Source organism: Sediminibacterium ginsengisoli, from assembly GCF_900167075.1.
Lineage (GTDB): Bacteria > Bacteroidota > Bacteroidia > Chitinophagales > Chitinophagaceae > Sediminibacterium > Sediminibacterium ginsengisoli.
This window is the reverse complement of sequence record NZ_FUWH01000001.1, coordinates 96,095-120,361: the sequence shown is the minus strand read 5'-3', so window position 1 is coordinate 120,361 and position 24,267 is coordinate 96,095. Positions and strand designations below refer to the sequence as shown.

Genomic DNA, 24,267 nt, shown 5'->3' with positions numbered 1-24,267 from the left:
GAAGAGGTATGCACGCAAGAAAGCATGCCAATAATTTTGAACAGTTCATATTGGGTTCTGGTTGCCGGTTAATTAATTTTTCTTTCTCAGATACATCTGAACATGACGGCTGCGGATCCGATGTCTTCCGTTATGGAAGTACTGGCTTCACTCATCCTGTTTTGTTTTGCCGGCTGCCGCTCGCAAAAAAGAAGGAGCAGCGCAACCGCAAGGATCAATACTGGTATGATAAGATTCAGTTTCCGCATAATGAATTGCGCAACGGGCGCACTAAAAAGAGCAGGAAACAGGATAAAGGTTGGAATGCCTGACAGTATTTTTTTTCTTTACCGGCCCGAAATGCGATCGCCGGCACTTACATGTCCCGGCGATTGATATAAAATACTGATAATGATAGTTTTACCTTAACTCTGTAAACGGACTGATATTATTATAAGGACTTACCGACGCCGCATAAATTTTCATTCCTTTCGCATCCGGTACTTTATTCAGGTCAACAGTAACCGTTTTGTCGGCAATGATCAGTTGTACAAGCTGTGCATTGGTGAATTTCGGTTCAACACCCGGCGCTACTGTAAATATGGCAAATGCGCGGATCTTGTCTTCGCCTTTGTATACCAGCTTTACCTGGTCGTTGTCCAGCTTTTCAGTCAGGGGTTGTGAAGGAATGGCATTATCGATCCAGGGCATGGCCGGGATCAGTGCCGGGTGACGGTAATAATTGTTCCGCAGGCTGTCGTTCCAGCCATTGGGATTCTTTTCAAACACTTTACTGTTAAAGTAAATGCTTCCCTGCGTGGTGCTGTATTTCCGCAGCTCCCTGATCTCTGCCGGAATTTCATCCGGGTTACGCCAGGCGGCATTGGTACCGGCCCTGTAAATACCGTGACCGATATATAAGTGTTTGCCATAAGCGTGTTCATTCCACCATTTCAGGAGTATATCATAATCCGCGAGTTTGTGGCCGCGCTCCCAGTACAGCTGCGGGGTAACATAATCGATCCAGCCTTTCTGCAACCACAGGAGGATATCTGCATACAGGTCGTCGTAATTGGTCTGCCCGCCTCTTGTATCGCTACCCATCGGGTCCTGGCTTTTATTCCGCCAGATACCGAAAGGACTGATCCCGAAACGCATTTTAGGTTTTACGGAACGGATGGCAGTGAAAAGTTCAAAGATCACGCTGTCGCAGTTACTTCTTCTCCAGTCGTCCTTGCTCAGGCCCCGCCCATATTGTGCATAGGTTTTCTGGTCTGGAAATTCTTTCCCGTCTATACGATAGGGGTAGAAATAATCGTCCATATGAACCCCGTCTATATTATATCGTGTAACCAGGTCTTTCACTACTTTCACCGTATGCTCGCGTACTTCAGGCAAACCGGGGTTGAAGTATTTCTTTCCCCCATACACCAGGAACCATTCGGGTTTTGTTTTGGTAAGATGGTTGGGGGCAACTGAAGAGGTGAGCATGTTGAACACGGCACGGTAGGGGTTCAGCCATGCATGAAATTCCATCCCCCGTTTATGCGTTTCGTCGATCATGAATTCCAGCGGGTCATAATACGGGGCTGGTGCAACACCCTGGCGACCGGTAAGGAATTCACTCCAGGGTTCGTAAGGAGACGGATACAGGGCGTCGGCAGCAGGCCTTACCTGTACAATTACTGCGTTCATGCCATTGGCCTGGTGCATATCCAGCAACCTGGTAAATTCCAGTTTTTGCTGTTCAACAGAAAGGTTCTTACGGCTGGGCCAGTCGATATTGCTCACCGTTGCCACCCATACAGCGCGGAATTCGTAAGCAGGCGATACCTGCGCAAAAGAGGCGGTTGTCAATAACGTGGTAAGGAGCAGCAGGCTGCACGTAAGTATTCTTTTCATGGTACAAAGATAAATGATGTGGTGAGGCGGTTTCTGAAATGTGGATGAAATACCTGTTGCAGTGCTTAAATACACAGCGTGCTCCTTAGTTATATCAATTACTAATCCTTCGAATCCGGGAAATAAAAAAACAATTTTATTATACTTCGCTTTTCGCCTGTCACGCTTCGCGGATCTTATCCAGCAGGCGGTTCAGGGTCTTCGCCTCTTCTTCCGAAAGACGGTTGAGGATCTCGTCCAGTTCGGTATTCATATTCTCCAGCTTTTCCAGCAAAGCAACGCCACGCGCGGAAATGCTTACATCTACGAGGCGTTTATCCGCCGTACAGGTTCTTTTTTCTACCAGCCCTTTTTTCATCAGGCGTTCTACAATACGGCTGGTATCGCTCATCTTATCCAGCATGCGCGCCCTGATCTGTAATGTACTGAGTGGCTGTTTGCTCCCCTTGAGGATGCGCAGGATATTGTATTGCTGTTGGGTTATGTCTTCCGGCTCCAGCAACGCTTTTATTTTTTCATTGAGCCAGTTGGATGAAAAAATAATATTAATAGCGGCCTTCTGATATTCATTTCTGAACGTCTGCTGCTGTATATCTTTTTCAATGCCCATTCAGTAAAAGTACAATAAAATAAGGATCAGAACGAACCCGGAGAAGTTGAATAAGTTAAATATATAATATATTGTTCGCCTTAATCCTCCCACACAGTAAGTCCTTCGCTGCAGTTGGCGCAGATATCGATGTTCTTACGGCTCGTTACCAGTTCGCGGCGGAACTGCCGGTAATTATCATTGTTCCAGATCTCTTTAAAGCCCTGGGTTTTGAGATTACCCAGGCGATGCATCGCATCTTTATCAAAACAACAGGGAACAACAAGGCCGTCCCAGGTGATCACATTCGCATGCCAGAGCTTCCAGCAATGATTGCTGAGGCCACTCTTTACTTTCATGTTGCCGTTGCTGTCCTTCTTGTAACGGCTGTATTTATTATTCTCCGGAATCAGCTGGTGCGGATCGTTTTCATAATCGTAGACCTGCGCTGTTTTAAAACGTACCTGGTCTACACCTATTTCTTTACCCAGCCTCCTGATCTCTTCGATCTGGTGTTCGTTGGGTTTTACCACCAGGAACTGGAAGAATACAAAAGGGGTTTTGCTTTTCAGTTCCTTTTTCCATTTCACAATATTGCGCGCCCCTTCCAGTACTTTGTCCAGCTTGCCGCCTACACGGTATTGCTGGTAAACATCCTGTGTAGTGCCGTCGATGGATATGATCAGCCTGTCGAGCCCGCTCTCCACCGTTTGTTTTGCTTTCTGATCGGTAAGGTAATGTGCATTGGTAGATGTGGCCGTATAAATGCCTTTATCATGCGCATATTTTACCATGTTCAGAAACTCGGGGTTCAGGTAAGGTTCGCCCTGGAAATAAAAGATCAGGTAGAGGATCTCCTTATGAATATCATCGATGGTTTCGGTGAAGAAATCGCGCTGCAGCATCCCGGTAGGTCGCGTAAATGCACGCAGTCCGCTCGGACATTCCGGGCACCGGAGATTACAGGATGTGGTAGGTTCGAAGGAAATGGATACCGGGTATCCCCATTGTACCGGCTTACCCGTTAACCGTGTAAGCTGGTAGCTGGTATACACTTTAGCGGCATTCCATAACCGCCGCGGGGTAAACTTGGTAAAAAGATTGATCGTATCGTTCCAGTTGAAATAAGGCATCGTGATTGTAAAAATAATGTAGAACGGCCAGTTTCCCTGTTTTAGTTGCGGCCAGGTGCTTACTTTGCAGAAAATAATTGCATGGAAAAGACTCCGGTTATCCTGCCTGCAGTTGCTGCCGTTATCTTCAATGAGCAGGGTCAGGTATTGCTGCAGAAAAGAAAGGATGTGAATGAGTGGTGCATCATTTCAGGTCATGTGGAATTTGGCGAAACTGTTGAAAATGCTATCATCCGGGAGATAAGGGAAGAAACCGGAACAAGCGCTTCCGTAAAAAGGTGCATTGGTGTGTATTCAGCCCCCGATTCTCAAACCTATCATTACACATCTGGCTCCGTGCAATACATCACCACTTATTTTGAAGCCGTACTGCATGATCAGATTGCAGCCGGCTTCTGTAACGAAGAAACCGCCGCACTTGGTTTTTTTGATCCTGCAGCACTTCCCGGCAATTTCGCCAGGATCAATCCATCCTGGCTTTCCGATGCGCTCGATACTTCAGGACAGTTTTTTGTACGGTAATGCGATTATGAATAATTAAACGGAGTTTTGGCTGCGTTATGGCTAGAAAGGCTAAAAAGAACAACAGGATTGAACGAGTATTATGGCTGCTGGTACTCATTGTGCTGGGAGGCGTTTCTCTCTTCCTTTCCATCCGGTATTTATTACAGCAGGAACAGGAAAAGAAGGCCTCGGAAGCCCGTTATACAGCTTTTGGAATTACGATGCCTTCCGGATATGACATTCACGGTATCGATGTAAGCAGTCACCAGCGCAGCATTGCCTGGCCGGAAGTGAAAGCCATGGAAGTAGACGGTACACGGATGGGATTTGCGTTTATCAAAGCATCGGAAGGACTGAACGATGCAGATAAAAAGTTCAAAACAAACTTTGAAAGTGCGAAAGCTGCAGGTATGATCTGTGGTGCTTATCATTTTTTCCTGGCTACAAAAAGCGGGAAGGACCAGGCAGCAAATTTCATCAGACAGGCTGGTTTGCAAAAGGGTGATCTTCCGCCCGTGGTAGATATAGAACAGCTATACGGTGTAAAACCCGAGCTGATGCGGACCAGGCTCAAAGAATGGCTGCAGGCAGTGGAAGCTCATTATGGTATAAAACCAATCATCTACACTTATGCGGATTTTTATAACCGGAACCTGGGGAAAAAATTCAACGATTATCCACTTTGGGTAGCGCACTATCTGGAACCGGAAAAACCGAGGGTAGGCCGTGAATGGACGTTCTGGCAACACAGTGAAACCGGCAGGGTAAATGGCATTATAACCGCGGTTGACTGCAATGTCTTCAACGGAGATTCTACCGCATTCAGGCAATTATTACTGCAATAATTTCCTTTAAAATCAGGGTTTTTAATTTGCTGAAAATCAGTCCATTCAGAACAAACTACAGCCTGTAGTTATTCCTTTAACATTTCATTGTTAAACCCTTGACACTTCTTTTCGTCTTTAATATAGACATTTGTATAAGCAAAGAGCAAGAGAGCTAAAGACACAGAATAGGAGAGACAAAAAGATCTTTAGAAATGATTAACAAAAGTGAAAAACAGATTGGCATCGGATTTGCTCTATATAATTAAACACGTTAAGTAGTCAATTTTCTCATAAGCAGTTAGTTTTGGTTGCGGCCCTGATTTCTATCGGGGCCAATTTTTTTTATGCCCTTTCTGTAAATGCGATCATATTGAAAATGAAGGCCAGTAAACAGCCGATCGTATCTGCAGCAATATCATACACATCAAAGCTACGATTAGCAATCCAGGCCCTTTGTACAAATTCTACCGCTGTTCCATATAAGATACCCATTATTGCAACGAAGAGAAACCATTTTACCCTGTTCCTGTGTGATACGCTGCTTTTTTTGACAGGGTATGCCAGCGTAATCCCCAATAAAGTGAAAATGGTCACGTGAACTATTTTATCCATCTGAGGGATATGTTCGTAAAACCAGCTTTGGGACGGAATCAAAGATCCCGGCAAACAAAAAAGTACAGCACTGATCACAAACCAGGCAATAGCCGGTATAAAGCGGACAGCTTTCAAATCATGAGTTTTTAATTAGCAATAACGATACAACCGGCAAAGATAAAACCACCGGCAGGACGAAGAGGTACGGAACTGAAAATTGGGGAATGTTTATACTTTACCGATCACCTGCAGTTCGGAAAGTGTGGGCTGGGCAACACCGCCTGCCTTCTCGAGTGTGATAGCGAAGGCTGAGGCGGCTGTAATATTTTTCATCCTGCAGAGACCCTGGCAATCGCCCATCATACCTGCATCAACAGGTTTGCCGTTTACGATAGCCCATAGCTGGTATTGTTTTCCGGCAGGTGCCTGGGGCAGTTTATTGCCCAGCAGGTACACATCTTTGGTTTTGCTATCCCAGAATACCGTAGCCAGGTTATTCTCCCTTTCTTTCACGCCGGTACCTGCGCCTGACATGGAAACTTTTCTTACGGCCGGATCGCTCATCATCTGCATGCCTTCGTACATATTCAGTGAGCGGGCCTGCATCACGTTATTTTCTGCCAGCAGGCTGTTCTTCTGTATCAGCAGCGCCTGGTACTGGTTCCTGGTATCGCGGAACTGGTTATAGAAATAAATATTAAGTCCTGCGCTTACTACCAGTAATATAACAGCAGCGGCGGCTATATACCTGGTGCGGCGGTTGACGGAGATAACAGGAGCAGTTGTTATAACATCGGTTACAACAAAACCATCTTTCAGCTCACCGATCAGTTTTTCCTTCACGCCAGCGGGTGGGGGAACGGCATGCGCCAGCGCGTGGCTTTCAAGGGAAGCCTCGAATGCGTCAATGGCATCCCTTATTTCAGGATGCTGACGGCTCAGCAGCTCAAGCTCGGCAGCTTCCTGTGCATCGGCCAGGCCAAGCACATAGCTTTCGATAGCTCCGCTTTCTATGTATTCCCTGATATCCACTTTATATTTTAATCATTTGTCTTAACTGGATCAAACCGGCTCTTATTCTTGTTTTAACCGTTCCCAATGGTAAGGCAGTGAGTTTTGCGATCTCGTCCTGCGTATACCCCTGAAAATAGGCCAATTCTATTAACACACGTTGCTCCTCTTTCAACTGGTGCACAATCTTCCGCAACCCGATATGATCGGTATTGAGGCCTTCCGTGCTTCCGCCATTATACACTTCCTCACTTAATTCAAGCGTTTGCTGACTATTCTGGAAATGACGGCTCCTCACCAGGTCTATGGCGCTGTTGCGTGCTATATTAAGCATCCAGGTAAACAACCGGCCCTTGCTGCTGTCGTAATTGCCGATCTGTTTCCAGATCTTCACAAATACGTCCTGCAGTACATCGGATGCCTGCTGTTCTTCCTTTACTATGTTCAGGATAATAGAATGGAGGGCCCCTGCGTAATTATCATACAGATACTCAAATACATCACCTGACCGCTGCCGGAGCAGCATCACAAGTTCTGTTTCGCTGTATTTCTTAACTACTTGCAAAACTGGGCTTTGGTATTAAGGTTGTACGTAAAGATATACGTAGCGGAAAACGATCCGGATTTCTTAACCTACCAGTGCGGCATAAGCGTCGCTGCTCATCAGGGCGGCTACGTCTTCCGGATTGGCAACAGTTACTTTTACCATCCAGCCATCACCATAAGGATCAGTGTTCACCAGTTCCGGTTGTTTTTCGAGCAGACTGTTTACTTCGGTAATAGTACCGGCTACAGGCAGTAACAGGTCGCTAACGGTTTTCACCGCTTCTACTGTACCAAAAACCGCTTCTGCATCGAGGGCACTGCCCACTGTATTAATGTCCACATATACGATATCTCCCAGCTCATGCTGTGCAAAGTCTGTTATACCTACAGTGGCTACATTGCCTTCGAGGCTTATCCATTCGTGATCTTTCGTGTAACGTAATTCTGCCGGGAAATTCATATGAGTCGTGTTTTGATAATGCAAATATTAGGAAAATATTCCTCTTTTAAAACCCCTGTTGTTCAAAATAAAGCAGTACGTGATCTTTTATAAAATTTTCCTGTACCGGCATCGTCATTGCCGGCAGCTCTTTCACCTGCTGGAAATGCGGCCAGCCTTCCTTATCGTGCCCCTGCAACAGGTAATAGCCGCTCTGGCATAATACCGTGCATACGGCAACGTGCATCAGGTCCTGCTTCTGCTCTTTAGAGATCTTTTCTTTCATAAAGCCCGTTTCCTGCATGCCGATCAGGAACAGGATCGCCTCCAGGTCCGGCTTTTTCCCGAACCGTTCTACCATTTTTGCTTCCAGCGCCCACCATCTTTGCTGCAGATCATCATTTACAAACATGCTGCAAAGTTACTGGGCGGCGCGTTACCGATGCAAATAATAATCAAACCTCATTGCGGCGGCTGATTGGTGATCAGCCAGTAAAGCCCAAGCCCCGAAATGGCTTTGATAAACGCCTCAAAAGCCACAGGTTTCACCACATAACTGTTTACACCCAGGCTGTAACAGATCCTGATATCCGGATCCTGGTTAGACGATGTGAGCACCACTACCGGGATCGTCCGCAGGTCTTCGGTTTCTTTGATCTTTCTTAATACTTCAATACCGTCTACTTTCGGCATTTTAAGATCCAGCAGGATCAGCTTGGGATTGTGCCCTGGTGTACGGCTTGCATATTCTCCTTTCCGGAACAGGTAATCCAGCGCCTGTGCGCCGTCTGAGAGGTGCGTAATAGAATTGACTACATTGTTCTTCATTAATGCCCGCATTGTCATCTCGGCATCGTTAGGATTGTCCTCCACCAGTAATACATCTGCGCTTTGCATCATATTTAAGTTTTAGGTAATGAAAAATAAAGCGTGGCTCCCTTATTCAGCTCGCCCTTTGCCCATACTTCACCGCCATGTTTGTTGATGATCCGCCGCACCATGGCCAGCCCCACCCCTGTTCCCTCGAATTCCTGCTCGGAATGCAGCCGCTGGAATACCCCGAAAAGCTTTTCTATATATTGCATGTCGAAGCCGGTGCCATTGTCTTTTACATAATACACCACTTTATCCGCCTCTTCATCCGCACCTATCGTGATCTCTGTTTTTTCGGTGTGACGGGTATATTTAACTGCGTTGGAAATAATATTTACCCATACCTGGCGCAGGGCTGCTGTATCGGCGGGCACATCGGGCAAATCTGCTATCGTCCATTTGATATCCCGGCCCTCAGTTGACGGTAGAATATCTTCATATACCTGCTGTACCATTTCATTCATTGAAAAATTCCGCCTGGATATTTCCTTTTTTCCAAGCCTGGAGAAAGCCAGCAGATCGTCTATCAGATTCGCCATTTTTTTCGCATTTTTCAATACGATATCCATCAGCCTTTTCGCTTCGTCATCGAGCTTATCTGTATAATCTTCTGAAAGAATCCGCGTAAAGCCGTCGATCGACCGTAACGGCGCCCGCAGGTCATGCGATACGGAATAAGTGAAGGATTCCAGCTCCTGGTTAGCTTCCTGCAATTGCTGGGTACGCATTTTCACCCTTTCTTCCAGTTCTCCGGTCATCTGCCGGATCTGCTCTTCTGCTTTTTTCCGGTCTGTGATGTCTTCCCTGATAGCCATATACTGATAGGGTTTTCCCCGCTCATCCAGGAAGGGGATAATAGTAGTTGCCACCCAGTAGTAAGTTCCGTCCTTTGCCTTGTTCCGGATCTCGCCCGACCAGGTTTTGCCGTTCGCTATGGTTACCCAGAGATTTTTTATGAATTCGGGAGGATGATATTGCGAGTTAACGATCCGGTGATCCTGGCCGATCAGTTCTTCGGGAGTATACTGCGATATCCGGCAGAAATTTTCGTTCACCTGCCTGATCACGCCTTTCTGGTCGGTGATAGCTATAATGCAGGCGGTATCAAGCGCATATTTGTAATCGGATACTTCTTTCAACGTTTCGCGAAGCTTCTGTTCCGATTTAACCCGCTCTGTGATATCCCTGAAGTTAAGCAGCATACCATGCACCGATTCATCGTGAAAAAGTGCATTCAATATCCCTTCTATCCATATGTAATAGCCCTGCTGGTGCCTGAGACGAAGTGTAAGGCGGATAGGTGTACCCGGATGCTGCTTTGCCTCCTGCTCTTTTTCCGACAGTAATACATGGTCCTGCGGATGAACTTCAAGCCTGTGTCCCGGCATTTCGCCTGACCAGCCTATAATCCGCTCTGCAGAAGGGCTCTGGTAAACGATCATGCCTGCGCTATCCTGCAGGATGATCACATCGTTACCGTTCTCTATGATATTCCGGAACCGGCGCTCGTTCCGGGTAATATCTTCCGTCCGCATTTTTATTTTCTCTTCCAGGCCGGCCGTCCATTCTTCGAGCTCCAGCTGATGGCGTTTCTGATCCCGTAGATAATTACGGATAGCAATAAAAGAAAGTACCACTATCACTATAGTTGCTGCAAAAAGCAGGAGCAGGATCAGGTTAACCCGTTGCGTGGTAGCAATATTGGCAGAGCGCCGTTCCTCCAGCAGCCTTTTTTCCTCCGCCTGCAGTTGAACAATGAGCTGCCGGATCCGGTCCATGTATAATTTCCCGGTCCTTTGGGAAATCAGATCTGCAGCTGTTGCTATACCGCTGCTGCGGCGGGTATCTGCCACCATTTGGTCAAACTCCATCCTTTTTCTCACATACAAACCAAGGGAATCAATCCTCACATTCTGCAGCGGATTATCAGCTGTTAAGTACCGGAGTGTATCCAGATTGCTGTAAATCTTTGCCTTTGTGCCATCCTGATCACCAAGAAAATCAACGTCGCCGGTGAGCGCAAAGCCCCGGGAACGTGTTTCCACATCCTGTATCAGCGAAAAAGTCTGATTGGTAATATCCAGCACCGTTTCCGTATGCACGATCCAGGCGGAGATCTTCTTTGCTCTGTCGTTATTGATATAGGCCAGCCAGCCACTGCCCATGATAACGACCAGCGTGATAACAAATACGAGCGAAAGCTTATATATGAAAGATTTTTTCATCGGCCTCAACCGTAACAAACATTATCCCGGTCAGCCCCGTCAGTCCAGCCTCTTCCGGTGCAATAATGTGCTACCCAAGTTATACTAAAAAAAATCCTCATGCAACAGTGCGGCCGAAAAACCGTATTGCTACGCATATGCACTTGTTCTAAAGCTTATCTTTGCGCCAAATTGATCCTTTTATGTTACAGGTGAGTATTCTGCGTAACGATACGGAGAACGTTAAAAAAAGACTGGCTGTAAAGCATTTTAAGCAGACGGAACTGGTAGACAGTATTATCGCGCTCGACGATGAAAGAAAGAAACTGCAGGCCGAGTTCGACAATACGCAGTCCAAGGTGAATGCCGCCTCCAAAGAGATCGGCAAACTGATGGCGCAGGCGCAGAAAGAAGCCGCTGAAGCGTTGAAAGCCGATGTAGCTAACTGGAAAAGTTCGCTGGAACCATTGAAAGAACAGATGGCGAAAGTGGAAAAGGAACTGAACGATTCTCTCGTACAACTGCCAAACCTGCCAAGCACGCAGGTGCCCGAAGGCAAAACCCCGGAAGACAATGTGGTGGTTCGCCAGAGCGATGTAGCTGTGAACCTGCCCGAAACGGCTGTGCCGCACTGGGACCTCGCCAAAAAATACAACCTGATCGATTTCGAACTCGGTAATAAAATTACCGGAAGCGGCTTCCCGGTGTATACCGGCAACGGCGCCAGGCTGCAACGCGCCCTGATCCAGTATTTCCTGGATTTTAATACCGAAGCCGGTTATAAGGAAGTACTCCCGCCTTTCATGGTGAATGCCGCTTCTGCATACGCTACCGGTCAGCTGCCCGACAAGGAAGGACAGATGTATTATATGCCCGAAGACGATTTCTATATGATCCCGACTTCGGAAGTACCTGTTACCAATATTTACCGCGATACTATTCTGAAAGAAGATGAATTCCCGGTTAAAATGACGGCATACAGCCCTTGTTTCAGAAGGGAAGCTGGCAGTTACGGTAAAGATGTGCGCGGATTGAACCGCCTGCACCAGTTTGAGAAAGTGGAGATCGTACAGATCGCACATCCTGATAAAAGTTATGAAGCACTGGATGAAATGGTACTGCATGTAGAACGCCTGCTGCAGGCTTTGGAACTGCCATACCGTATACTACGTTTATGCGGTGGTGATATGAGTTTTACCAGCGCCATCACCTACGACTTTGAAGTATACAGCGCCGCACAGGAACGCTGGCTGGAAGTGAGCAGTGTGAGTAATTTTGAAAGCTACCAGGCCAACCGTTTGAAATGCCGCTTCAAAGACGAATCGGGTAAAACACAGCTGGTGCATACGCTCAACGGAAGTTCACTGGCATTGCCACGCATCATGGCCTGCCTGCTCGAGAACAACCAGCAGGAAAACGGCATCAGGCTTCCGGCAGCGCTGCAGCGTTATTTTGGAAAAGAAATGATACAATAGGTTTTGTACCAGATAAAAAAAGCCGCTTTCATTCATACGTTGTGGGCAATTATTCAAGCATATCCAATTTTCGGATGAAAGAATCGCATGAATTAATTTTCACAGAGCTTAAATAGCACATATGGATATATTAATTCAACAAAACCAACTTGAAAAGCTATTAGGAAGTAGTTTGGCATCGGCTCAAGTGACTGATAGAGTATTATCTGAGCAAATAAATCTTATCAATAGAGAACTTGAGCAATCGAAAATTGCTCCGGAAGACTACCAATCAAAATTGGGTTTTAAAATAGCTGGCTTTTTGATTTCCAGCTACGATAAAGTCATTTTGACAGATGATGAAAAAATTATAGGCATCCGCGATGGTGCTACAACTGAATTATTCGATGCGACTGATACTAAAATACATTTTGATCTCGACTAAACTGCCGATAACATTGGTTTGCAAAATCTCGGCAACGGAATCTCGCCCATCATCAGTTAGAATTCTAATCGACTTTTGTATTTTGGCTTACGCTAATCGGGTTTGTGGTGGCCAAGCCAGCAGAGGGATCACGGATGGCCCAAGCTTCGCAATGCCTTTAACGTTGGCTGCAATGCTGAATTGATCTTTTTTGCATAACTTTACAATATGACACGTCAGGCTATTATTGAAAAGACGCTTCAGGCCATAAATCGACTACCTGAAGACAAAGCAGAGGAAATCTCTGACTTTGCTGATTTCGTGTCCAAACGATACGAAGACCACAAGCTGGTTGAGTCTATGCAAAAAATGGCATCAGACAGCAAAGCCTTCTCTTTTCTTCAAGAGGAAGAAGACCTTTACACATTGGGTGACCTAAAACAGGTCTACAATGACTAAGGGTGACATTGTTTTAATTACTTTTCCTTTTACAGATTTAAGCGGCACAAAGTTACGACCAGCCGTTGTCCTGGTTGAAACAGACGCTGATATAACCGTTTGTTTTGTAACTAGTCAGCTTGACTGGAAAGACAAATCTGATATGATCCTTAACCCTTCTGCTGAAAACGGACTCAGAAAGCAATCTTTGATTCGTGTTGCAAAGATTGCGACACTAGACAGATCATTAGCAAAGGGACTGCTCGGTAAGCTAACATCAAACGAGTTGAGACAATTAGATGAGAAGCTCAAGGAATTGCTGCAACTTTAATCTTATCGCACTTCAGCCAACATTGGTTTTGCAAAAGTTGGGCGACAGAGTATAGCCCATCAGTCCCCGTTTAAACGGGAGAATTTTAATCAGCTTTTGTAATTGGCTTTATTTAATCGAGTTTGTAGTGACCAAGCCAGCAGTGGGAACCCCGATGCCCCAACCTTCGCAAAGCCTTTAACGAAAGCGGCTTTTTTATTGCATTAATTTCCTGCTTCCGGAGGCCTGATCAGCCTGAAGCAGTTGCGTAATACTTTTACATTGAACTCATCCGCCGTAGGCCTCGGTTCGCCATCGATATGCAACGGCGCGTGCTTGAGGTTGCGGATCAGGAGTGCAGAGGTCTGGAAATACAGGATATTCTTCTTGCTCATGTCTTCCACCAGTTGCTGCAGTTTATTATTTCCGCGGATCTGCCTTAAGATCGCAAACGGCAGCCGGGCCTTGTTCATTTTCTGAACAATTACAATATCCAGCAATCCGTCGTTCAGGCTTGCCTGCGGTGCAATGGTAACATTATTCCCAAACTGGTTACTGTTGGCGATACTGATAAAAAACGCATCTGAGAAAAAAGAGAAGCCATCTTCCAGCACAATCTCATACTGATAAGGATGCGCTTTTACATAATTGATGATACTCTGCTGTACATAAGTAAACAGCCCGCGCGTTCCTTTGGTTGAAAAATCATAGGCTACCTGCGCATCGAATCCCATACCGCTGAGCATGCACGAGTATTCATCGTTCACCATGAATGCATCTGTATAAGCAGCTTTGCCTGTAAAGATCAGGTCCAGCGCCTGTTCAGTCTTTGAAGGTATACCAGCCGCCAGCGCGAGGCCGTTACCTGAGCCCAGCGGGATGATGCCAAAGTTAACAGGTAATGTATGCAACGCTTTGGTTACCTGGTTTACGGTGCCGTCGCCGCCGATGATCACTACATCCGTAATATGTTCTGCAAGTATTTTTTCTTTCAGCAGGTCGTAGTCTCCGTTTGCATGGGTATGCATGATCTCATAAGGAATGCCTTTTGCGGTAGTTACCGATTCTGCCAGTTTTTTAACCCCATCTTTCTTTGAAGTACCTGATACAGGGTTTACCAGGTACACAATTTTTCTTTCCATCGTCTCTAATTAAATAACTGCTCTGCGGGTCTTCGTTCTAAAACTTCAATGGTACACTTTTTTTTCACGGATTGGTATAAAATCCTGTTAATCGTAAGAAAATGACCGGCTTGTGATTGATACAACCTGTTATGCATTACCATCTCAATAAAGCGCTTGCCCATGTAAATCCACTGCCGAAAGCGGCTAGACATACAAGATCTTTTTCTTTGATCAGCCCTTTCTCCCACGCTTCGCACAAGGCAATGGGTACGGATGCCGCCGTTGTATTTCCGTAAGATTGAATATTGTTATACACCTGGTCATCACGCAGACCCAGCTTCTGCTGCACAAACTGGCTGATCCGCAGGTTGGCCTGGTGCGGAATGAGCATGTTTATGTCCGAAGCATTAAGACCGTTCCTGTCGAGCGCTTCCATCACCACTTCCGGAAATTTCACTATGGCTTTTTTAAATACCGAAGGGCCATCCATAAAAGGAAAATTCTGCGCTTTATCGATCATCGCATGACTCATGAACATTTCACCGATCGCAGCGTTGTCGAAGTCGGCAAGGTCTTTAGCCCAGTAATTGCCATGCGTACCTGGATTGTACATGGCCAGTATCTCGGCTGCTTCGCCATCACTGTGCAGGTGTGTGCTCAGTATGCCGCGACCGGCCTCTTCTGTGGGCTGTAATACCACAGCACCCGCTCCATCGCCGAAGATCACGGAAACATTCCGGCCACGGGTTGAAAAATCGAGACCGAAAGAATGTTTCTCGCTTCCTACCACGAGAATATTTTTATACATCCCTGTTTTAATGAACTGGTCGGCAATGCTCAGTGCATACACAAAACCGCTGCACTGGTTGCGCACATCCAGCGCACCGATCTCTTTCATCTTCATTGCCCGCTGCAGCAAAACACCACAGCCGGGAAAATAATAATCCGGAGATAAGGTAGCGAAGATGATGAAGTCTATATCTGCAGCCTGTATTCCCGCTCTTTCAATGGCGATCTCTGCTGCTTTCACACCCATAGTGGTGGTGGTTTCTTCCGTCCGGTGCGCATATCTGCGCTCCCTGATGCCGGTGCGCTCCTGTATCCATTCGTCGGAAGTATCCATATAGCGGGTAAGGTCCTGGTTCGTGACTACATTTTCGGGTACATACATACCAATACCTGCTATTTTACTCAATGGCATATACAAATCGTTTGATTGAAAAGTGAAGTTAGGAAAACTCGCCGAGCGCAGGGAGCAAATTACGGCACCGGCAATTTCATTACGTCTTTAAGAAAATTTTTAATCTCCCTTTCTACGCTTCCGACATCTTTGGATACGATAGCCGATCCCAGTACATGATTTTCCGTTCCCGGTATAGCCACTTCTTTTTTCATCGCTGCCGGCGTTGCTATTTCACCGAACATTTCTTTCATGGCAGAAACTTTTACAACCGGGTCCTGGTGTGCTTCATCCTTATAATAATAAAGCAACAGGAGCGGTTGTTTTACATTCCGGAACGTAATATCGGTCATGCTTGTCTCCAGCATTTCCTGCAATTCTGCTGCGGCTTCCAGGCGGTATTGAGAGGTCCAGTATTGCTTGTATACGGGCGTCTGGTTGGCTGAGGTATTGAATTTCGATTTTTTTACCAGCCGCGCGACCTGCACACCCCAGTGGTTATTCAGTATCCAGGCATTGGGATCATTGATGGCAATATTGGGCGACAGCAGCACCAGTCCTGCAATTTCCGGGTAAGCCGCCGCCAGCTGCAATGCAAGCGTTCCGCCGGTTGAGGTACCCATCAGTATTACTTTCTCTCCAAGCTGTTTCCCGATGGCATATGCCTCCCTGGCAGACTCCCAGAGGTTATCAACAGTGAGATTGACCAACGCATCTGCCGTATCGATGCCATGTTGTGAAAGCCTCGACAAATAAAGATTACAGCCGAACTGTTTTGCAATATCCCTGTGCACCGGGTTACCCTCTTCCTGGCTGGCACTGAAGCCATGGAGATAAACGATGGCATAAGGTGTTTTCTTTTTTGTACTGTCCGCCCATACGATACGCGCTTCGTTGTCGGGTTTGATCTTGTGACCAGCTTCAATTGCCGTCACATAAGCATCCAGTTTTGCAGGTTCAGCAGGCACTGCCGGCAGTGTAAGTCCGTAAACAGGACGAGCCGGATGCGGCCCCAACAGGTAAATCACGGCAATGATGGCAATGACCAGGATGGTTCTTTTCAGGAGGCGCATAACAGTTGTTTACCTAAAACTAACCAAATTCCCGGTATAAACCACTGACGGTTTTAACGGGGAAAGTTTTTAGGGAATGTTCATATTATAAATGTAAAAGAGCGATTTAAGCATTATGAATAAAAATACTTTGTAGCTCTTCATGGCACAACATGTTAACTTTGTTTTCCTTCTTTGCCCGCCCATGTGAATGCCGTACCTTTGCAGCCTTAAAATTTTACATGGAAATAAGAAACATTGCCATCATCGCACACGTTGACCATGGCAAAACAACATTGGTGGACAGAATCCTTCAGACTACCAAGGTTTTTCGCGAAAACCAGGAAACCGGTGAGCTGATCATGGATAGCAATGACCTCGAAAGAGAACGGGGCATTACCATTTTTAGTAAGAATGCTGCCGTTACTTACAACGACATCAAGATAAATGTGATCGATACGCCGGGCCACAGTGACTTTGGCGGTGAAGTAGAACGCGTTTTGAAAATGGCCGACGGGGTGATCCTGCTGGTAGATGCTTTTGAAGGCCCGATGCCGCAGACACGTTTTGTACTGCAGAAAGCATTACAGCTGAAACTGAAGCCGATTGTTGTGATCAACAAGGTTGATAAACCGAACTGCCGTCCTGATGAAGTTCACGATGCAGTATTCGAACTTTTCTTCAACCTGGATGCAACAGAAGAACAGCTTGACTTCCCTACTTTCTACGGAAGCGGCAAGAACGGCTGGTTCAACGATAGCCTGACTCCTACAGAAGATATCCTCCCGTTAATGGATGGTATCATTAAATATGTTCCGAAACCTGTTGTAACAGAAGGAACCCTGCAACTGCAGATCACATCACTCGATTATTCTTCTTTCCTTGGCCGTATTGCCATTGGTAAAGTAACGCGTGGCTCTATAAAGGAAAACCAGCAGATCGCACTGGTTCAGACAGACGGATCCATCAAGAAGAGCCGTGTGAAAGAATTGTATGTATTTGAGGGCATGGGCAAACGCCGCGTGGCAGAAGTTGTATCAGGCGATCTTTGCGCAGTGGTAGGTCTGGAAGATTTCAATATCGGAGATACCATTGCCGATGCAGAAAATCCGGAAGCATTACCGGTGATCAGCGTGGATGAGCCGACCATGAGCATGACTTTCAGTATCAACAACTCACCGTTCTTTGGTAAAGATGGTAAGTTCGTTACCTCACGTCACCTGCGCGACAGGCTGATGAAAGAAACCGAGAAGAACCTTGCATTGCGCGTGGAAGATACAGACAGTGCCGACAGCTTCCTGGTTTACGGAAGGGGTATCCTGCACCTGGGCGTATTAGTGGAAACGATGCGTCGTGAAGGGTATGAGCTTACTGTTGGTAATCCGCAGGTACTCGTGAAAACCATCGATGGTAAAAAACATGAGCCGTATGAGAACCTGGTAGTAGATGTACCGTCGGAGTTCAGCGGTAAAGTGATCGATCTGGTAACACAGCGTAAAGGTGAAATGCAGGTGATGGAAAGCAAGGGCGAAATGCAGCACCTTGAATTCGAAATTCCTTCACGCGGACTGATCGGTCTGCGTTCACAAATGCTGACCAACACTGCAGGTGAAGCTGTAATGGCACACCGCTTTATTGAATACAAACCGTGGAAGGGGCCGATCCCGGGCCGTAACAACGGTGTGCTGATCTCTAAATTCCAGGGAACAACTACCGCCTATTCTATCGATAAATTACAGGATCGCGGAAGCTTCTTTATCGATCCGGGAGAAGAGGTATATGCGGGCCAGATCATCGCCGAGCATATCAAACCAGGCGATCTGAACGTAAACGCAGTGGAAGCTAAAAAGCTGACCAACCACCGCGCCAGCGGAAGCGATGACAGCGTTCGCATTACACCGAAGCTCCAGTTCACCCTGGAAGAGTGCATGGAATATATCCAGCAGGATGAGTGCATCGAGGTAACGCCTAAAACGATCCGTATGCGTAAAACCGTTCTGAACGAAGAAGACCGTAAAAAGGTAGCACGCAGCATGCAATCTGAGGCGATCGGATAGTTCCGAATTGTCTTTCAAATAACAAAAGCGACCGGTATGTTTACTGGTCGCTTTTTTATTTTGGTATCATAAGATGGTATCTCATCAATCTCAGTGCAGGCCGATGCCCAACTATGTGAGTTGTTCAAATTCATTCAAAATTTCCATTGCTTCTTTTTTTGACAGTCTGGACTCATCCAACAGTTTTCTCCTCAGGAGTTGCCTATGATCGAATAAGTAATAAGAATTTACTGCTTCAACTCTATATATGTTCTGTAAGCCTGATTGATCTGTAATGTTCTCGTTTTTTTCAAAAATCCTATTAGCAGGTTTAAGTTTATTTTTCATGTCTGCGAACGATTAAGTATATCTGTTTTTCAGCAGGCAATTTATATTCTCATACTCCGGTTTAAACGGACTCTGAGAACATAAATTTGCATCACCAATATTTCCAAAACTTGGGAAGTAATCGTTCATTAAAAAAAGTACTTTTTTTGTCCTTAAATAAGAATTTATGAAAGTCGTTAATTATAGTGATTTAAGGCAAAACTTAGCTCACAACCTGAATGCGGTAAACAATGACCGCGAAATAGTGGTGGTTTCCAGAACTAAAGGTAAAACAGTGGTAGTCATGGACCTGGAAGAATGCAATGCTATTCAGGAAACCCTTCACCTGACTGCATCGCATGCGAATCGTTCACGGCTGGAAGCTGCCATTGATGAAATGAACCAGAATGGCGGTAACCTTCGTCAATTGTTGGAAGATTAATTAAATCTATAAAATGGAATTAGTTTTCCAATCTATGGCTTGGGAAGATTACTTGTATTGGCAGGAGCAGGACAAAAAAATCCGGGACCGTATAAACGAACTGATTAAAGATAGATGCCGGTCACTGTTCAAAGGTATTGGCAAACCTGAAGCGCTTAAGGGTCTTTCGGGATACAGGAGTCGACGTATAAACGATGAACACCGGCTGGTTTATGCCGTAAAAGAGGGCTGGCTTCATATATTTCAGTGCAGATACCATTATAATAAATAGTGCAGACCTCTCAATACAAAAAATAAGGACCGCATTACTGCAGTCCTTACCTTACCAGCCCTGTTAAGCCGGATAAAATATTCACTCAAATCGTAAAACCTATTTCTCGTTCCTGCTGGCTACTACATCTATGATCTCGCGGGTGCTGATGTTTACATCAAACTCCTCCTTGCTGATCTGTTTGCCAGCCTGCACCAGGAATGTGAGCTTGCTGATATCGTTCTTGGCAAGTCTGAATTCTTTTTTGAACACTTTATCGGAATAGCTTTCACGGTACAGGATCTCGTTGTTACCATCATAAACGGTAATGCTGAATTTCTGACCGGTGGGGTTATTGTATTTCACGTTGAACGACAGCAGTTGATCTGCATCAACACCGGCATAACGGATATTCAATTGTTTGGAAGAGACAGAATCCACACTGTCATTACCAGGTGTAGCGGCATTTGCACCGAATGTCACTGCTACAGACAGGATCACACCAAGGATAATCATTCTTACAACTGCACGTACTGATTGCGTTTTCATAATTGTTTTCATTTTTTTCTTTAATAAATAATAGCTCGTAGGGCAAAAAGCATCCGTAACCTCATGGTCAGCGGCAAGCGCAGCAATAATTCGTAAATGCAAACAAGATTTTTTCGTAGATCGGCGTAGCAAACGCAGAAACAGGAGAATGTAAATGATCAAGAACATTTGCCGGATCCGGCAGCCTGTTGTTACTCTTAATACTGTAACGGCACAAAGGTAACCCAAAAAAGAATACATATATATTAATTTATTATAAATAAATTAATATAATTTTATATTTGAATTGATTATCAGTAATTAAACTCAGTCGATAGATTTATTCAGCGCATCCCAAAGCATATCTTTCAGTGTGGTAAGACCATAATTGGTAACGGAAGAGATGAAAACGCTCGGGATTCCCTTAGGCAGTTCCTTACTGATGGCTTCTTTCAGTTCTTCATCGAGCATGTCGCTTTTGCTCACCGCAATAATGAAGTCTTTCTGCAGCATTTCAGGGTTATACTGTTCCAGTTCACTCCTTAATATTTCAAATTCTTTTGCATGGTCTGCACTGTCGGCAGGGATCAGGAAAAGCAGGATGGAATTACGTTCGATATGACGCAGGAAACGATGCCCCAGGCCTTTACCTTCTGCTGCGCCTTCAATAATACCCGGCAGATCGGCAATACAGAAAGAGCGGCCTTCGCGGTATTCTACCATACCCAGCTGCGGTATCAGCGTGGTAAATGCATAGTTTGCGATCTTGGGTTTAGCTGCGGTGATCACGGACAACAGTGTAGATTTACCTGCATTGGGAAAACCTACCAGGCCCACGTCTGCCAATACTTTCAGCTCCAGGTTCTTCCAGCCTTCCACGCCGGGTTCGCCGGGTTGTGCGTGTTCGGGTACCTGGTTGGTGGGTGTGGCAAAGTTGCTGTTACCCAGACCGCCGCGGCCGCCGCGCATCCAGACGATCTGCTGGCCGTCTTCGAGGATCTCGGCTTCCACTTCGCCCGTTTCTTCATTGCGGGCCACTGTCCCCAACGGTACTTCTATAATGATATCCTTACCATCCCTTCCGGTTGAATTATTCTTGCTCCCGCCTTCACCATTTTCTGCCAGAACATTTTTAAAATAACGCAGGTGCAGCAGTGTCCACAACTGGGCATTGCCGCGCAGGATGATATGTCCCCCGCGACCTCCATCGCCTCCATCCGGTCCGCCTTTGGCAGTAAGCTTGTTGCGCATAAAATGTTTAGCGCCGGCCCCTCCATGTCCGCTGCGGGCAAAAATGCGGATATAATCGATAAAGTTATTCTTGTCAGACACGTTCCTGTAAGTTGAACCGTGGCGTCTTTTAACGCTACGGCATTTGTTCAGATAAAACGCAAAGGTAATGTATCAGCAGTTATTGCAGTTTTCAGCCTTTACCTGCCGGATGACTGGTTCCAGGTAGTATAATTTTGTGCATCGTCTTCATTCACATCCCGGATATCGGTGATGCTGCGCAAAGGTTCACAGGTTTTCCAGCCGGCACGCATATCAGCCGGCAGCTGCTGGTATAATTTTGTGCCTTCCGTTTTCCATGCGATCATTTCATCGCTTACTTCCCGGATCATTTTTGCGGGGTTGCCCACGATCAGGCTCCGGCGTGCAAACTGCACCTCTGCCCTGACCATGCTCAGTGCACCTACAATACATTCTTCGCCCAGTACAACATTATCCATGATCACGCTGTTCATACCAACCAGGCAATTACGGCCGATCCGCGCACCGTGTATAATTGCACCATGGCCGATATGCGCACCTGCTTCCAGCAGCACGGTTACACCCGGGAACATGTGAATGGTACAATTTTCCTGTACATTACACCCATCTTCAATGATGATCCGGCCCCAGTCGCCGCGAATGGCTGCTCCCGGCCCCACATACACGTCTTTTCCAATGATCACATTGCCGGTAACGGCTGCCTGCGGGTGAATAAAAGCTGTTTCGTCAATTACGGGTATATGGTTTCTGAAAGCGTAGATCATACTTAAAATTAGATATTTTTATCGCATGGATATGATTCCTGTTACCATTGGTTGCACTGCTGAACTGGCACAGATCCACGCGCTTTATGAATATAGTTTCCCGAAAGCGGAAAGACGTGAATGGAGTCAGGTATCAGCCCTGCTGCAGAACGGAGGACCCATGGAGATCCTCGAACTCAGAACGGATGGCCTGTTTGCCGGCTTTCTCATCGGCTGGCAGTTGCCGGAGTTTTATTTTATCGAACATTTTGCTATTCAGCCCCGGCTGCGCGGAAAAAAAATCGGTGGCACTATTATACAAATGTTACAGGCAAAATATCCCTGCATTGTACTTGAAACCGAACCGGCAGCGGATAATGACAGCACAAGACGTATTGCTTTCTATGAAAAGCTGGGCTTCATACAATTACCCTTCACTTATTTTCAGCCACCTTACAGAACTGGAGAATCGCCATTATCCATGCTGTTGATGCGGTTTCCTTCCGGTTGTAATGAAGATGCATTTCGATCCATTACAGAAACACTCAACCGGTTCATTTATTTTATCAAATAATAGTCTACTAATTTTGTAGATTAATAAAAGGGTATTAATATTGTGCCGGATATAGGTAGTTATATTTAATGCACATAGAAAATGGTCATGTGCCGTGGGGCAACATTGTACCGGCGGTTCAAATCCGTCCATGACCGCGATAATGACAGGTTATCACAAGCAATCGAGAAGAGCAGGGCTGTATTTTCATACGGCCCTTTTTTATGCTCACATCTTTGCGGGGTCGATAAGGTCTTTCTCTGTTTTATAGCAGGTGCCTTTGAAAAGTGCCACCATTTCATTGTCTGCGTTGGTCACTTCTACCAGGTATAATCCCGTACGCCTTGTTGTATTAACACGGCGTGCCGTTGCAAAGAGCACATCACCTTCTTTCCCGGCTTTGGGAAATGAGATCGATACATCCAGTGCCACCGTTACTTTTCCGTCGCTGTTGCAGGCAAACGCAAATGCGCTGTCGGCAAATGCGAATGTAACTCCGCCATGTGCGATCCCGAAGGCATTCATCATTTCGCGGCGTAAGGTCATCTGTATTTTACTGTAGCCGGCTTTTACTTCCAGTACAGAAATGCCCAGCCACTGGCTGAACAGGTCTGTCTTCATCATATAATCAACTGAGATTACGGCCTGGCTGTCTTTGTCTGTCATGCTTATTCTCCTTTAAAACGCGGTTTTCTTTTTTCGAGGAATGCATCCACGCCTTCTTTGAAATCTGCTGTTACGGCTGCTTTCTGCTGGTATTCATCTTCCAGCAACAGTTGCTGTTCAAGTGTATTTACCGAAGCTGCATTGAGTGCATGTTTGATATAAGCCAGTGCTTTTGTGGGCATGACTGCAAGCGTATTGGCGATCTGCCAGGCTTCACCTTCAAACGCTGCGTCTTCAAAACATTTATAGATCATTCCCAGCCGTTCTGCTTCCGCTGCGGGGATCTTATCCCCAAGCATCATCAGGGCACTTGCTTTCTGCCAGCCGATCAATCTTGGCAGACTGTATGTTCCGCCACTGTCCGGTATCAGCCCGATCTTTGAAAATGCCTGGATAAAAGATGCCGAGCCAGTTGCTACTACCACATCGCAGGCCAGTGCTATATTAGCACCTGCACCTGCTGCCACACCGTTTACCGCAGCCACTACCGGCTTCGGCATATTACGCAGCCTGGTGATGATGGGATTATAATGTTCGCTCAGGATGCGCTGCATACCCGGGCCTTCCGGGTCTACTACTTCTGCCAGGTCCTGCCCGGCGCAAAAACCTTTTCCGGCCCCGGTCAGGTATACGCATCGTACTTCATGCAGTGATGCCGCTTCATCCAGTTTAGCCTGTAGCAGCAACGCCATTTCGCGGTTGAAAGAGTTAAGTTTATCGGGTCGGTTTAATGTAATGGTGGCAATGCCATCCTGTATAGTGAACAAAATTGCGCTCATACCGTATTTTTTGCGTTCGTCTATTTATACAGGCTGCCGGCAGCGGCAACCGTTATCTTCACAAAAATACAATTTATAAACGCCTGGC

General features: G+C 46.2%; 29 protein-coding genes. 11 read left to right on the top strand and 18 right to left on the bottom strand.

The window, feature by feature from the left end; genetic code table 11:
- The first annotated feature begins 8 nt into the window (after positions 1–8).
- The gene (locus B5D42_RS17815) at positions 9–311 is read left to right on the top strand and encodes a hypothetical protein (protein WP_176112860.1); all 303 of its coding nucleotides are present in this window, start codon (positions 9–11) and stop codon (positions 309–311) included.
- Between the two features lie 88 nt (positions 312–399).
- Here B5D42_RS17815 and B5D42_RS00665 read toward each other — a convergent pair whose 3' ends face one another.
- The 3 genes from B5D42_RS00665 to B5D42_RS00655 form a co-directional block, all read right to left on the bottom strand.
- Positions 400–1,881 (bottom strand): glycoside hydrolase family 10-like protein, encoded by a 1,482-nt coding sequence (locus B5D42_RS00665; protein ID WP_078829496.1) that lies wholly within the window; start codon positions 1,879–1,881, stop codon positions 400–402.
- 160 nt (positions 1,882–2,041) lie between these two features.
- Positions 2,042–2,491, bottom strand: a complete 450-nt coding sequence (locus B5D42_RS00660) for a MarR family winged helix-turn-helix transcriptional regulator (RefSeq protein ID WP_078829495.1) — start codon at positions 2,489–2,491, stop codon at positions 2,042–2,044.
- Between the two features lie 80 nt (positions 2,492–2,571).
- Entirely contained in the window at positions 2,572–3,603 is a 1,032-nt protein-coding gene (locus B5D42_RS00655) for a radical SAM/SPASM domain-containing protein (protein WP_078829494.1), read from the bottom strand.
- 81 nt (positions 3,604–3,684) lie between these two features.
- Here B5D42_RS00655 and B5D42_RS00650 point away from each other — a divergent pair, with 81 nt between their 5' ends.
- Complete coding sequence (locus B5D42_RS00650) at positions 3,685–4,125, top strand: NUDIX domain-containing protein (protein WP_078829493.1); 441 nt, start codon at positions 3,685–3,687, stop codon at positions 4,123–4,125.
- A 38-nt stretch (positions 4,126–4,163) separates the two neighbouring features.
- On the top strand, positions 4,164–4,952 hold the full coding sequence (locus B5D42_RS00645) for a glycoside hydrolase family 25 protein (RefSeq protein ID WP_078829492.1): 789 nt from the start codon (positions 4,164–4,166) through the stop codon (positions 4,950–4,952).
- Positions 4,953–5,276: 324 nt separating this feature from the next.
- Here the strand turns inward: B5D42_RS00645 and B5D42_RS00640 are convergent, their stop codons facing one another.
- The 7 genes from B5D42_RS00640 to B5D42_RS00610 all read right to left on the bottom strand — a co-directional run bounded on the left by B5D42_RS00640 (position 5,277) and on the right by B5D42_RS00610 (position 10,622).
- Positions 5,277–5,546: a VanZ family protein gene (locus tag B5D42_RS00640; RefSeq protein WP_139366930.1), complete on the bottom strand. Its 270-nt coding sequence runs from the start codon at positions 5,544–5,546 to the stop codon at positions 5,277–5,279.
- A gap of 210 nt (positions 5,547–5,756) precedes the next feature.
- Positions 5,757–6,560, bottom strand: coding sequence for an anti-sigma factor (locus tag B5D42_RS00635; protein ID WP_078829490.1), 804 nt, complete (start codon positions 6,558–6,560; stop codon positions 5,757–5,759).
- A gap of 1 nt (position 6,561) precedes the next feature.
- On the bottom strand, positions 6,562–7,104 hold the full coding sequence (locus tag B5D42_RS00630) for an RNA polymerase sigma factor (protein WP_245825514.1): 543 nt from the start codon (positions 7,102–7,104) through the stop codon (positions 6,562–6,564).
- A gap of 63 nt (positions 7,105–7,167) precedes the next feature.
- On the bottom strand, positions 7,168–7,545 hold the full coding sequence (gcvH, locus tag B5D42_RS00625) for a glycine cleavage system protein GcvH (RefSeq protein WP_078829488.1): 378 nt from the start codon (positions 7,543–7,545) through the stop codon (positions 7,168–7,170).
- A 46-nt stretch (positions 7,546–7,591) separates the two neighbouring features.
- The gene (locus B5D42_RS00620; protein WP_078829487.1) at positions 7,592–7,936 is read right to left on the bottom strand and encodes a hypothetical protein; all 345 of its coding nucleotides are present in this window, start codon (positions 7,934–7,936) and stop codon (positions 7,592–7,594) included.
- A 50-nt stretch (positions 7,937–7,986) separates the two neighbouring features.
- A complete protein-coding gene (locus B5D42_RS00615) occupies positions 7,987–8,424 on the bottom strand; it encodes a response regulator (protein ID WP_078829486.1) in 438 nt (145 codons plus the stop codon).
- 2 nt (positions 8,425–8,426) lie between these two features.
- A complete protein-coding gene (locus tag B5D42_RS00610; protein WP_078829485.1) occupies positions 8,427–10,622 on the bottom strand; it encodes a sensor histidine kinase in 2,196 nt (731 codons plus the stop codon).
- Between the two features lie 182 nt (positions 10,623–10,804).
- Between B5D42_RS00610 and serS the strand changes: the two genes are divergently transcribed.
- The 4 genes from serS (at position 10,805) to B5D42_RS00590 (ending at position 13,248) form a co-directional block, all read left to right on the top strand.
- Positions 10,805–12,076, top strand: a complete 1,272-nt coding sequence (gene serS / locus B5D42_RS00605; protein ID WP_078829484.1) for a serine--tRNA ligase — start codon at positions 10,805–10,807, stop codon at positions 12,074–12,076.
- A 121-nt stretch (positions 12,077–12,197) separates the two neighbouring features.
- On the top strand, positions 12,198–12,500 hold the full coding sequence (locus B5D42_RS00600) for a hypothetical protein (protein ID WP_078829483.1): 303 nt from the start codon (positions 12,198–12,200) through the stop codon (positions 12,498–12,500).
- A gap of 207 nt (positions 12,501–12,707) precedes the next feature.
- Positions 12,708–12,938 carry a hypothetical protein gene (locus B5D42_RS00595; protein WP_078829482.1) on the top strand — a complete coding sequence of 77 codons (231 nt, stop codon included), beginning with the start codon at positions 12,708–12,710 and terminating at the stop codon, positions 12,936–12,938.
- Positions 12,931–13,248, top strand: a complete 318-nt coding sequence (locus B5D42_RS00590; protein WP_078829481.1) for a type II toxin-antitoxin system PemK/MazF family toxin — start codon at positions 12,931–12,933, stop codon at positions 13,246–13,248. The genes B5D42_RS00595 and B5D42_RS00590 overlap by 8 nt, the downstream gene beginning before the upstream one ends.
- 203 nt (positions 13,249–13,451) lie before the next feature.
- On the opposite strand, the gene B5D42_RS00585 is transcribed toward B5D42_RS00590, so the two are convergent.
- The 3 genes from B5D42_RS00585 to B5D42_RS00575 all read right to left on the bottom strand — a co-directional run bounded on the left by B5D42_RS00585 (position 13,452) and on the right by B5D42_RS00575 (position 16,604).
- Positions 13,452–14,369 (bottom strand): diacylglycerol/lipid kinase family protein, encoded by a 918-nt coding sequence (locus B5D42_RS00585; RefSeq protein ID WP_078829480.1) that lies wholly within the window; start codon positions 14,367–14,369, stop codon positions 13,452–13,454.
- A gap of 136 nt (positions 14,370–14,505) precedes the next feature.
- Positions 14,506–15,552, bottom strand: coding sequence for a 3-oxoacyl-ACP synthase III family protein (locus B5D42_RS00580; protein WP_078829479.1), 1,047 nt, complete (start codon positions 15,550–15,552; stop codon positions 14,506–14,508).
- A 59-nt stretch (positions 15,553–15,611) separates the two neighbouring features.
- Positions 15,612–16,604, bottom strand: a complete 993-nt coding sequence (locus B5D42_RS00575) for an alpha/beta hydrolase (protein ID WP_078829478.1) — start codon at positions 16,602–16,604, stop codon at positions 15,612–15,614.
- A gap of 221 nt (positions 16,605–16,825) precedes the next feature.
- On the opposite strand from B5D42_RS00575, the gene typA reads away from it, so the two are divergent.
- From typA to B5D42_RS00560, 3 genes are all read left to right on the top strand, one after another.
- Positions 16,826–18,640, top strand: a complete 1,815-nt coding sequence (typA, locus tag B5D42_RS00570) for a translational GTPase TypA (protein ID WP_078829477.1) — start codon at positions 16,826–16,828, stop codon at positions 18,638–18,640.
- Positions 18,641–19,133: 493 nt separating this feature from the next.
- On the top strand, positions 19,134–19,388 hold the full coding sequence (locus B5D42_RS00565) for a type II toxin-antitoxin system Phd/YefM family antitoxin (protein ID WP_078829475.1): 255 nt from the start codon (positions 19,134–19,136) through the stop codon (positions 19,386–19,388).
- 13 nt (positions 19,389–19,401) lie between these two features.
- On the top strand, positions 19,402–19,659 hold the full coding sequence (locus B5D42_RS00560) for a Txe/YoeB family addiction module toxin (RefSeq protein ID WP_078829474.1): 258 nt from the start codon (positions 19,402–19,404) through the stop codon (positions 19,657–19,659).
- Between the two features lie 99 nt (positions 19,660–19,758).
- On the opposite strand, the gene B5D42_RS00555 is transcribed toward B5D42_RS00560, so the two are convergent.
- From B5D42_RS00555 to B5D42_RS00545, 3 genes are all read right to left on the bottom strand, one after another.
- Positions 19,759–20,187 (bottom strand): hypothetical protein, encoded by a 429-nt coding sequence (locus tag B5D42_RS00555; protein WP_139366929.1) that lies wholly within the window; start codon positions 20,185–20,187, stop codon positions 19,759–19,761.
- Positions 20,188–20,493: 306 nt separating this feature from the next.
- Positions 20,494–21,498: a GTPase ObgE gene (gene obgE / locus B5D42_RS00550; RefSeq protein ID WP_078829472.1), complete on the bottom strand. Its 1,005-nt coding sequence runs from the start codon at positions 21,496–21,498 to the stop codon at positions 20,494–20,496.
- A gap of 98 nt (positions 21,499–21,596) precedes the next feature.
- Positions 21,597–22,202, bottom strand: coding sequence for an acyltransferase (locus B5D42_RS00545; RefSeq protein ID WP_078829471.1), 606 nt, complete (start codon positions 22,200–22,202; stop codon positions 21,597–21,599).
- 25 nt (positions 22,203–22,227) lie between these two features.
- Here B5D42_RS00545 and B5D42_RS00540 point away from each other — a divergent pair, with 25 nt between their 5' ends.
- Complete coding sequence (locus B5D42_RS00540; protein WP_078829470.1) at positions 22,228–22,755, top strand: GNAT family N-acetyltransferase; 528 nt, start codon at positions 22,228–22,230, stop codon at positions 22,753–22,755.
- A 207-nt stretch (positions 22,756–22,962) separates the two neighbouring features.
- On the opposite strand, the gene paaI is transcribed toward B5D42_RS00540, so the two are convergent.
- A complete protein-coding gene (paaI, locus tag B5D42_RS00535) occupies positions 22,963–23,400 on the bottom strand; it encodes a hydroxyphenylacetyl-CoA thioesterase PaaI (protein ID WP_078829469.1) in 438 nt (145 codons plus the stop codon).
- 2 nt (positions 23,401–23,402) lie between these two features.
- Positions 23,403–24,179, bottom strand: a complete 777-nt coding sequence (locus B5D42_RS00530; RefSeq protein ID WP_078829468.1) for an enoyl-CoA hydratase-related protein — start codon at positions 24,177–24,179, stop codon at positions 23,403–23,405.
- Between the last annotated feature and the right edge of the window lie 88 nt (positions 24,180–24,267).

Coding starts and splice junctions, on each gene's coding strand:
- B5D42_RS17815 (WP_176112860.1), top strand. CDS start 9: ATGCACGCAAGAAAGCATGCCAATAATTTTGAACAGTTCATATTGGGT.
- B5D42_RS00665 (WP_078829496.1), bottom strand. CDS start 1,881: ATGAAAAGAATACTTACGTGCAGCCTGCTGCTCCTTACCACGTTATTG.
- B5D42_RS00660 (WP_078829495.1), bottom strand. CDS start 2,491: ATGGGCATTGAAAAAGATATACAGCAGCAGACGTTCAGAAATGAATAT.
- B5D42_RS00655 (WP_078829494.1), bottom strand. CDS start 3,603: ATGCCTTATTTCAACTGGAACGATACGATCAATCTTTTTACCAAGTTT.
- B5D42_RS00650 (WP_078829493.1), top strand. CDS start 3,685: ATGGAAAAGACTCCGGTTATCCTGCCTGCAGTTGCTGCCGTTATCTTC.
- B5D42_RS00645 (WP_078829492.1), top strand. CDS start 4,164: ATGGCTAGAAAGGCTAAAAAGAACAACAGGATTGAACGAGTATTATGG.
- B5D42_RS00640 (WP_139366930.1), bottom strand. CDS start 5,546: ATGGATAAAATAGTTCACGTGACCATTTTCACTTTATTGGGGATTACG.
- gcvH (WP_078829488.1), bottom strand. CDS start 7,545: ATGAATTTCCCGGCAGAATTACGTTACACGAAAGATCACGAATGGATA.
- B5D42_RS00620 (WP_078829487.1), bottom strand. CDS start 7,936: ATGTTTGTAAATGATGATCTGCAGCAAAGATGGTGGGCGCTGGAAGCA.
- B5D42_RS00615 (WP_078829486.1), bottom strand. CDS start 8,424: ATGATGCAAAGCGCAGATGTATTACTGGTGGAGGACAATCCTAACGAT.
- B5D42_RS00610 (WP_078829485.1), bottom strand. CDS start 10,622: ATGAAAAAATCTTTCATATATAAGCTTTCGCTCGTATTTGTTATCACG.
- serS (WP_078829484.1), top strand. CDS start 10,805: ATGTTACAGGTGAGTATTCTGCGTAACGATACGGAGAACGTTAAAAAA.
- B5D42_RS00600 (WP_078829483.1), top strand. CDS start 12,198: ATGGATATATTAATTCAACAAAACCAACTTGAAAAGCTATTAGGAAGT.
- B5D42_RS00595 (WP_078829482.1), top strand. CDS start 12,708: ATGACACGTCAGGCTATTATTGAAAAGACGCTTCAGGCCATAAATCGA.
- B5D42_RS00590 (WP_078829481.1), top strand. CDS start 12,931: ATGACTAAGGGTGACATTGTTTTAATTACTTTTCCTTTTACAGATTTA.
- B5D42_RS00585 (WP_078829480.1), bottom strand. CDS start 14,369: ATGGAAAGAAAAATTGTGTACCTGGTAAACCCTGTATCAGGTACTTCA.
- B5D42_RS00580 (WP_078829479.1), bottom strand. CDS start 15,552: ATGCCATTGAGTAAAATAGCAGGTATTGGTATGTATGTACCCGAAAAT.
- B5D42_RS00575 (WP_078829478.1), bottom strand. CDS start 16,604: ATGCGCCTCCTGAAAAGAACCATCCTGGTCATTGCCATCATTGCCGTG.
- typA (WP_078829477.1), top strand. CDS start 16,826: ATGGAAATAAGAAACATTGCCATCATCGCACACGTTGACCATGGCAAA.
- B5D42_RS00565 (WP_078829475.1), top strand. CDS start 19,134: ATGAAAGTCGTTAATTATAGTGATTTAAGGCAAAACTTAGCTCACAAC.
- B5D42_RS00560 (WP_078829474.1), top strand. CDS start 19,402: ATGGAATTAGTTTTCCAATCTATGGCTTGGGAAGATTACTTGTATTGG.
- B5D42_RS00555 (WP_139366929.1), bottom strand. CDS start 20,187: ATGAAAACGCAATCAGTACGTGCAGTTGTAAGAATGATTATCCTTGGT.
- B5D42_RS00545 (WP_078829471.1), bottom strand. CDS start 22,202: ATGATCTACGCTTTCAGAAACCATATACCCGTAATTGACGAAACAGCT.
- B5D42_RS00540 (WP_078829470.1), top strand. CDS start 22,228: ATGGATATGATTCCTGTTACCATTGGTTGCACTGCTGAACTGGCACAG.
- paaI (WP_078829469.1), bottom strand. CDS start 23,400: ATGACAGACAAAGACAGCCAGGCCGTAATCTCAGTTGATTATATGATG.
- B5D42_RS00530 (WP_078829468.1), bottom strand. CDS start 24,179: ATGAGCGCAATTTTGTTCACTATACAGGATGGCATTGCCACCATTACA.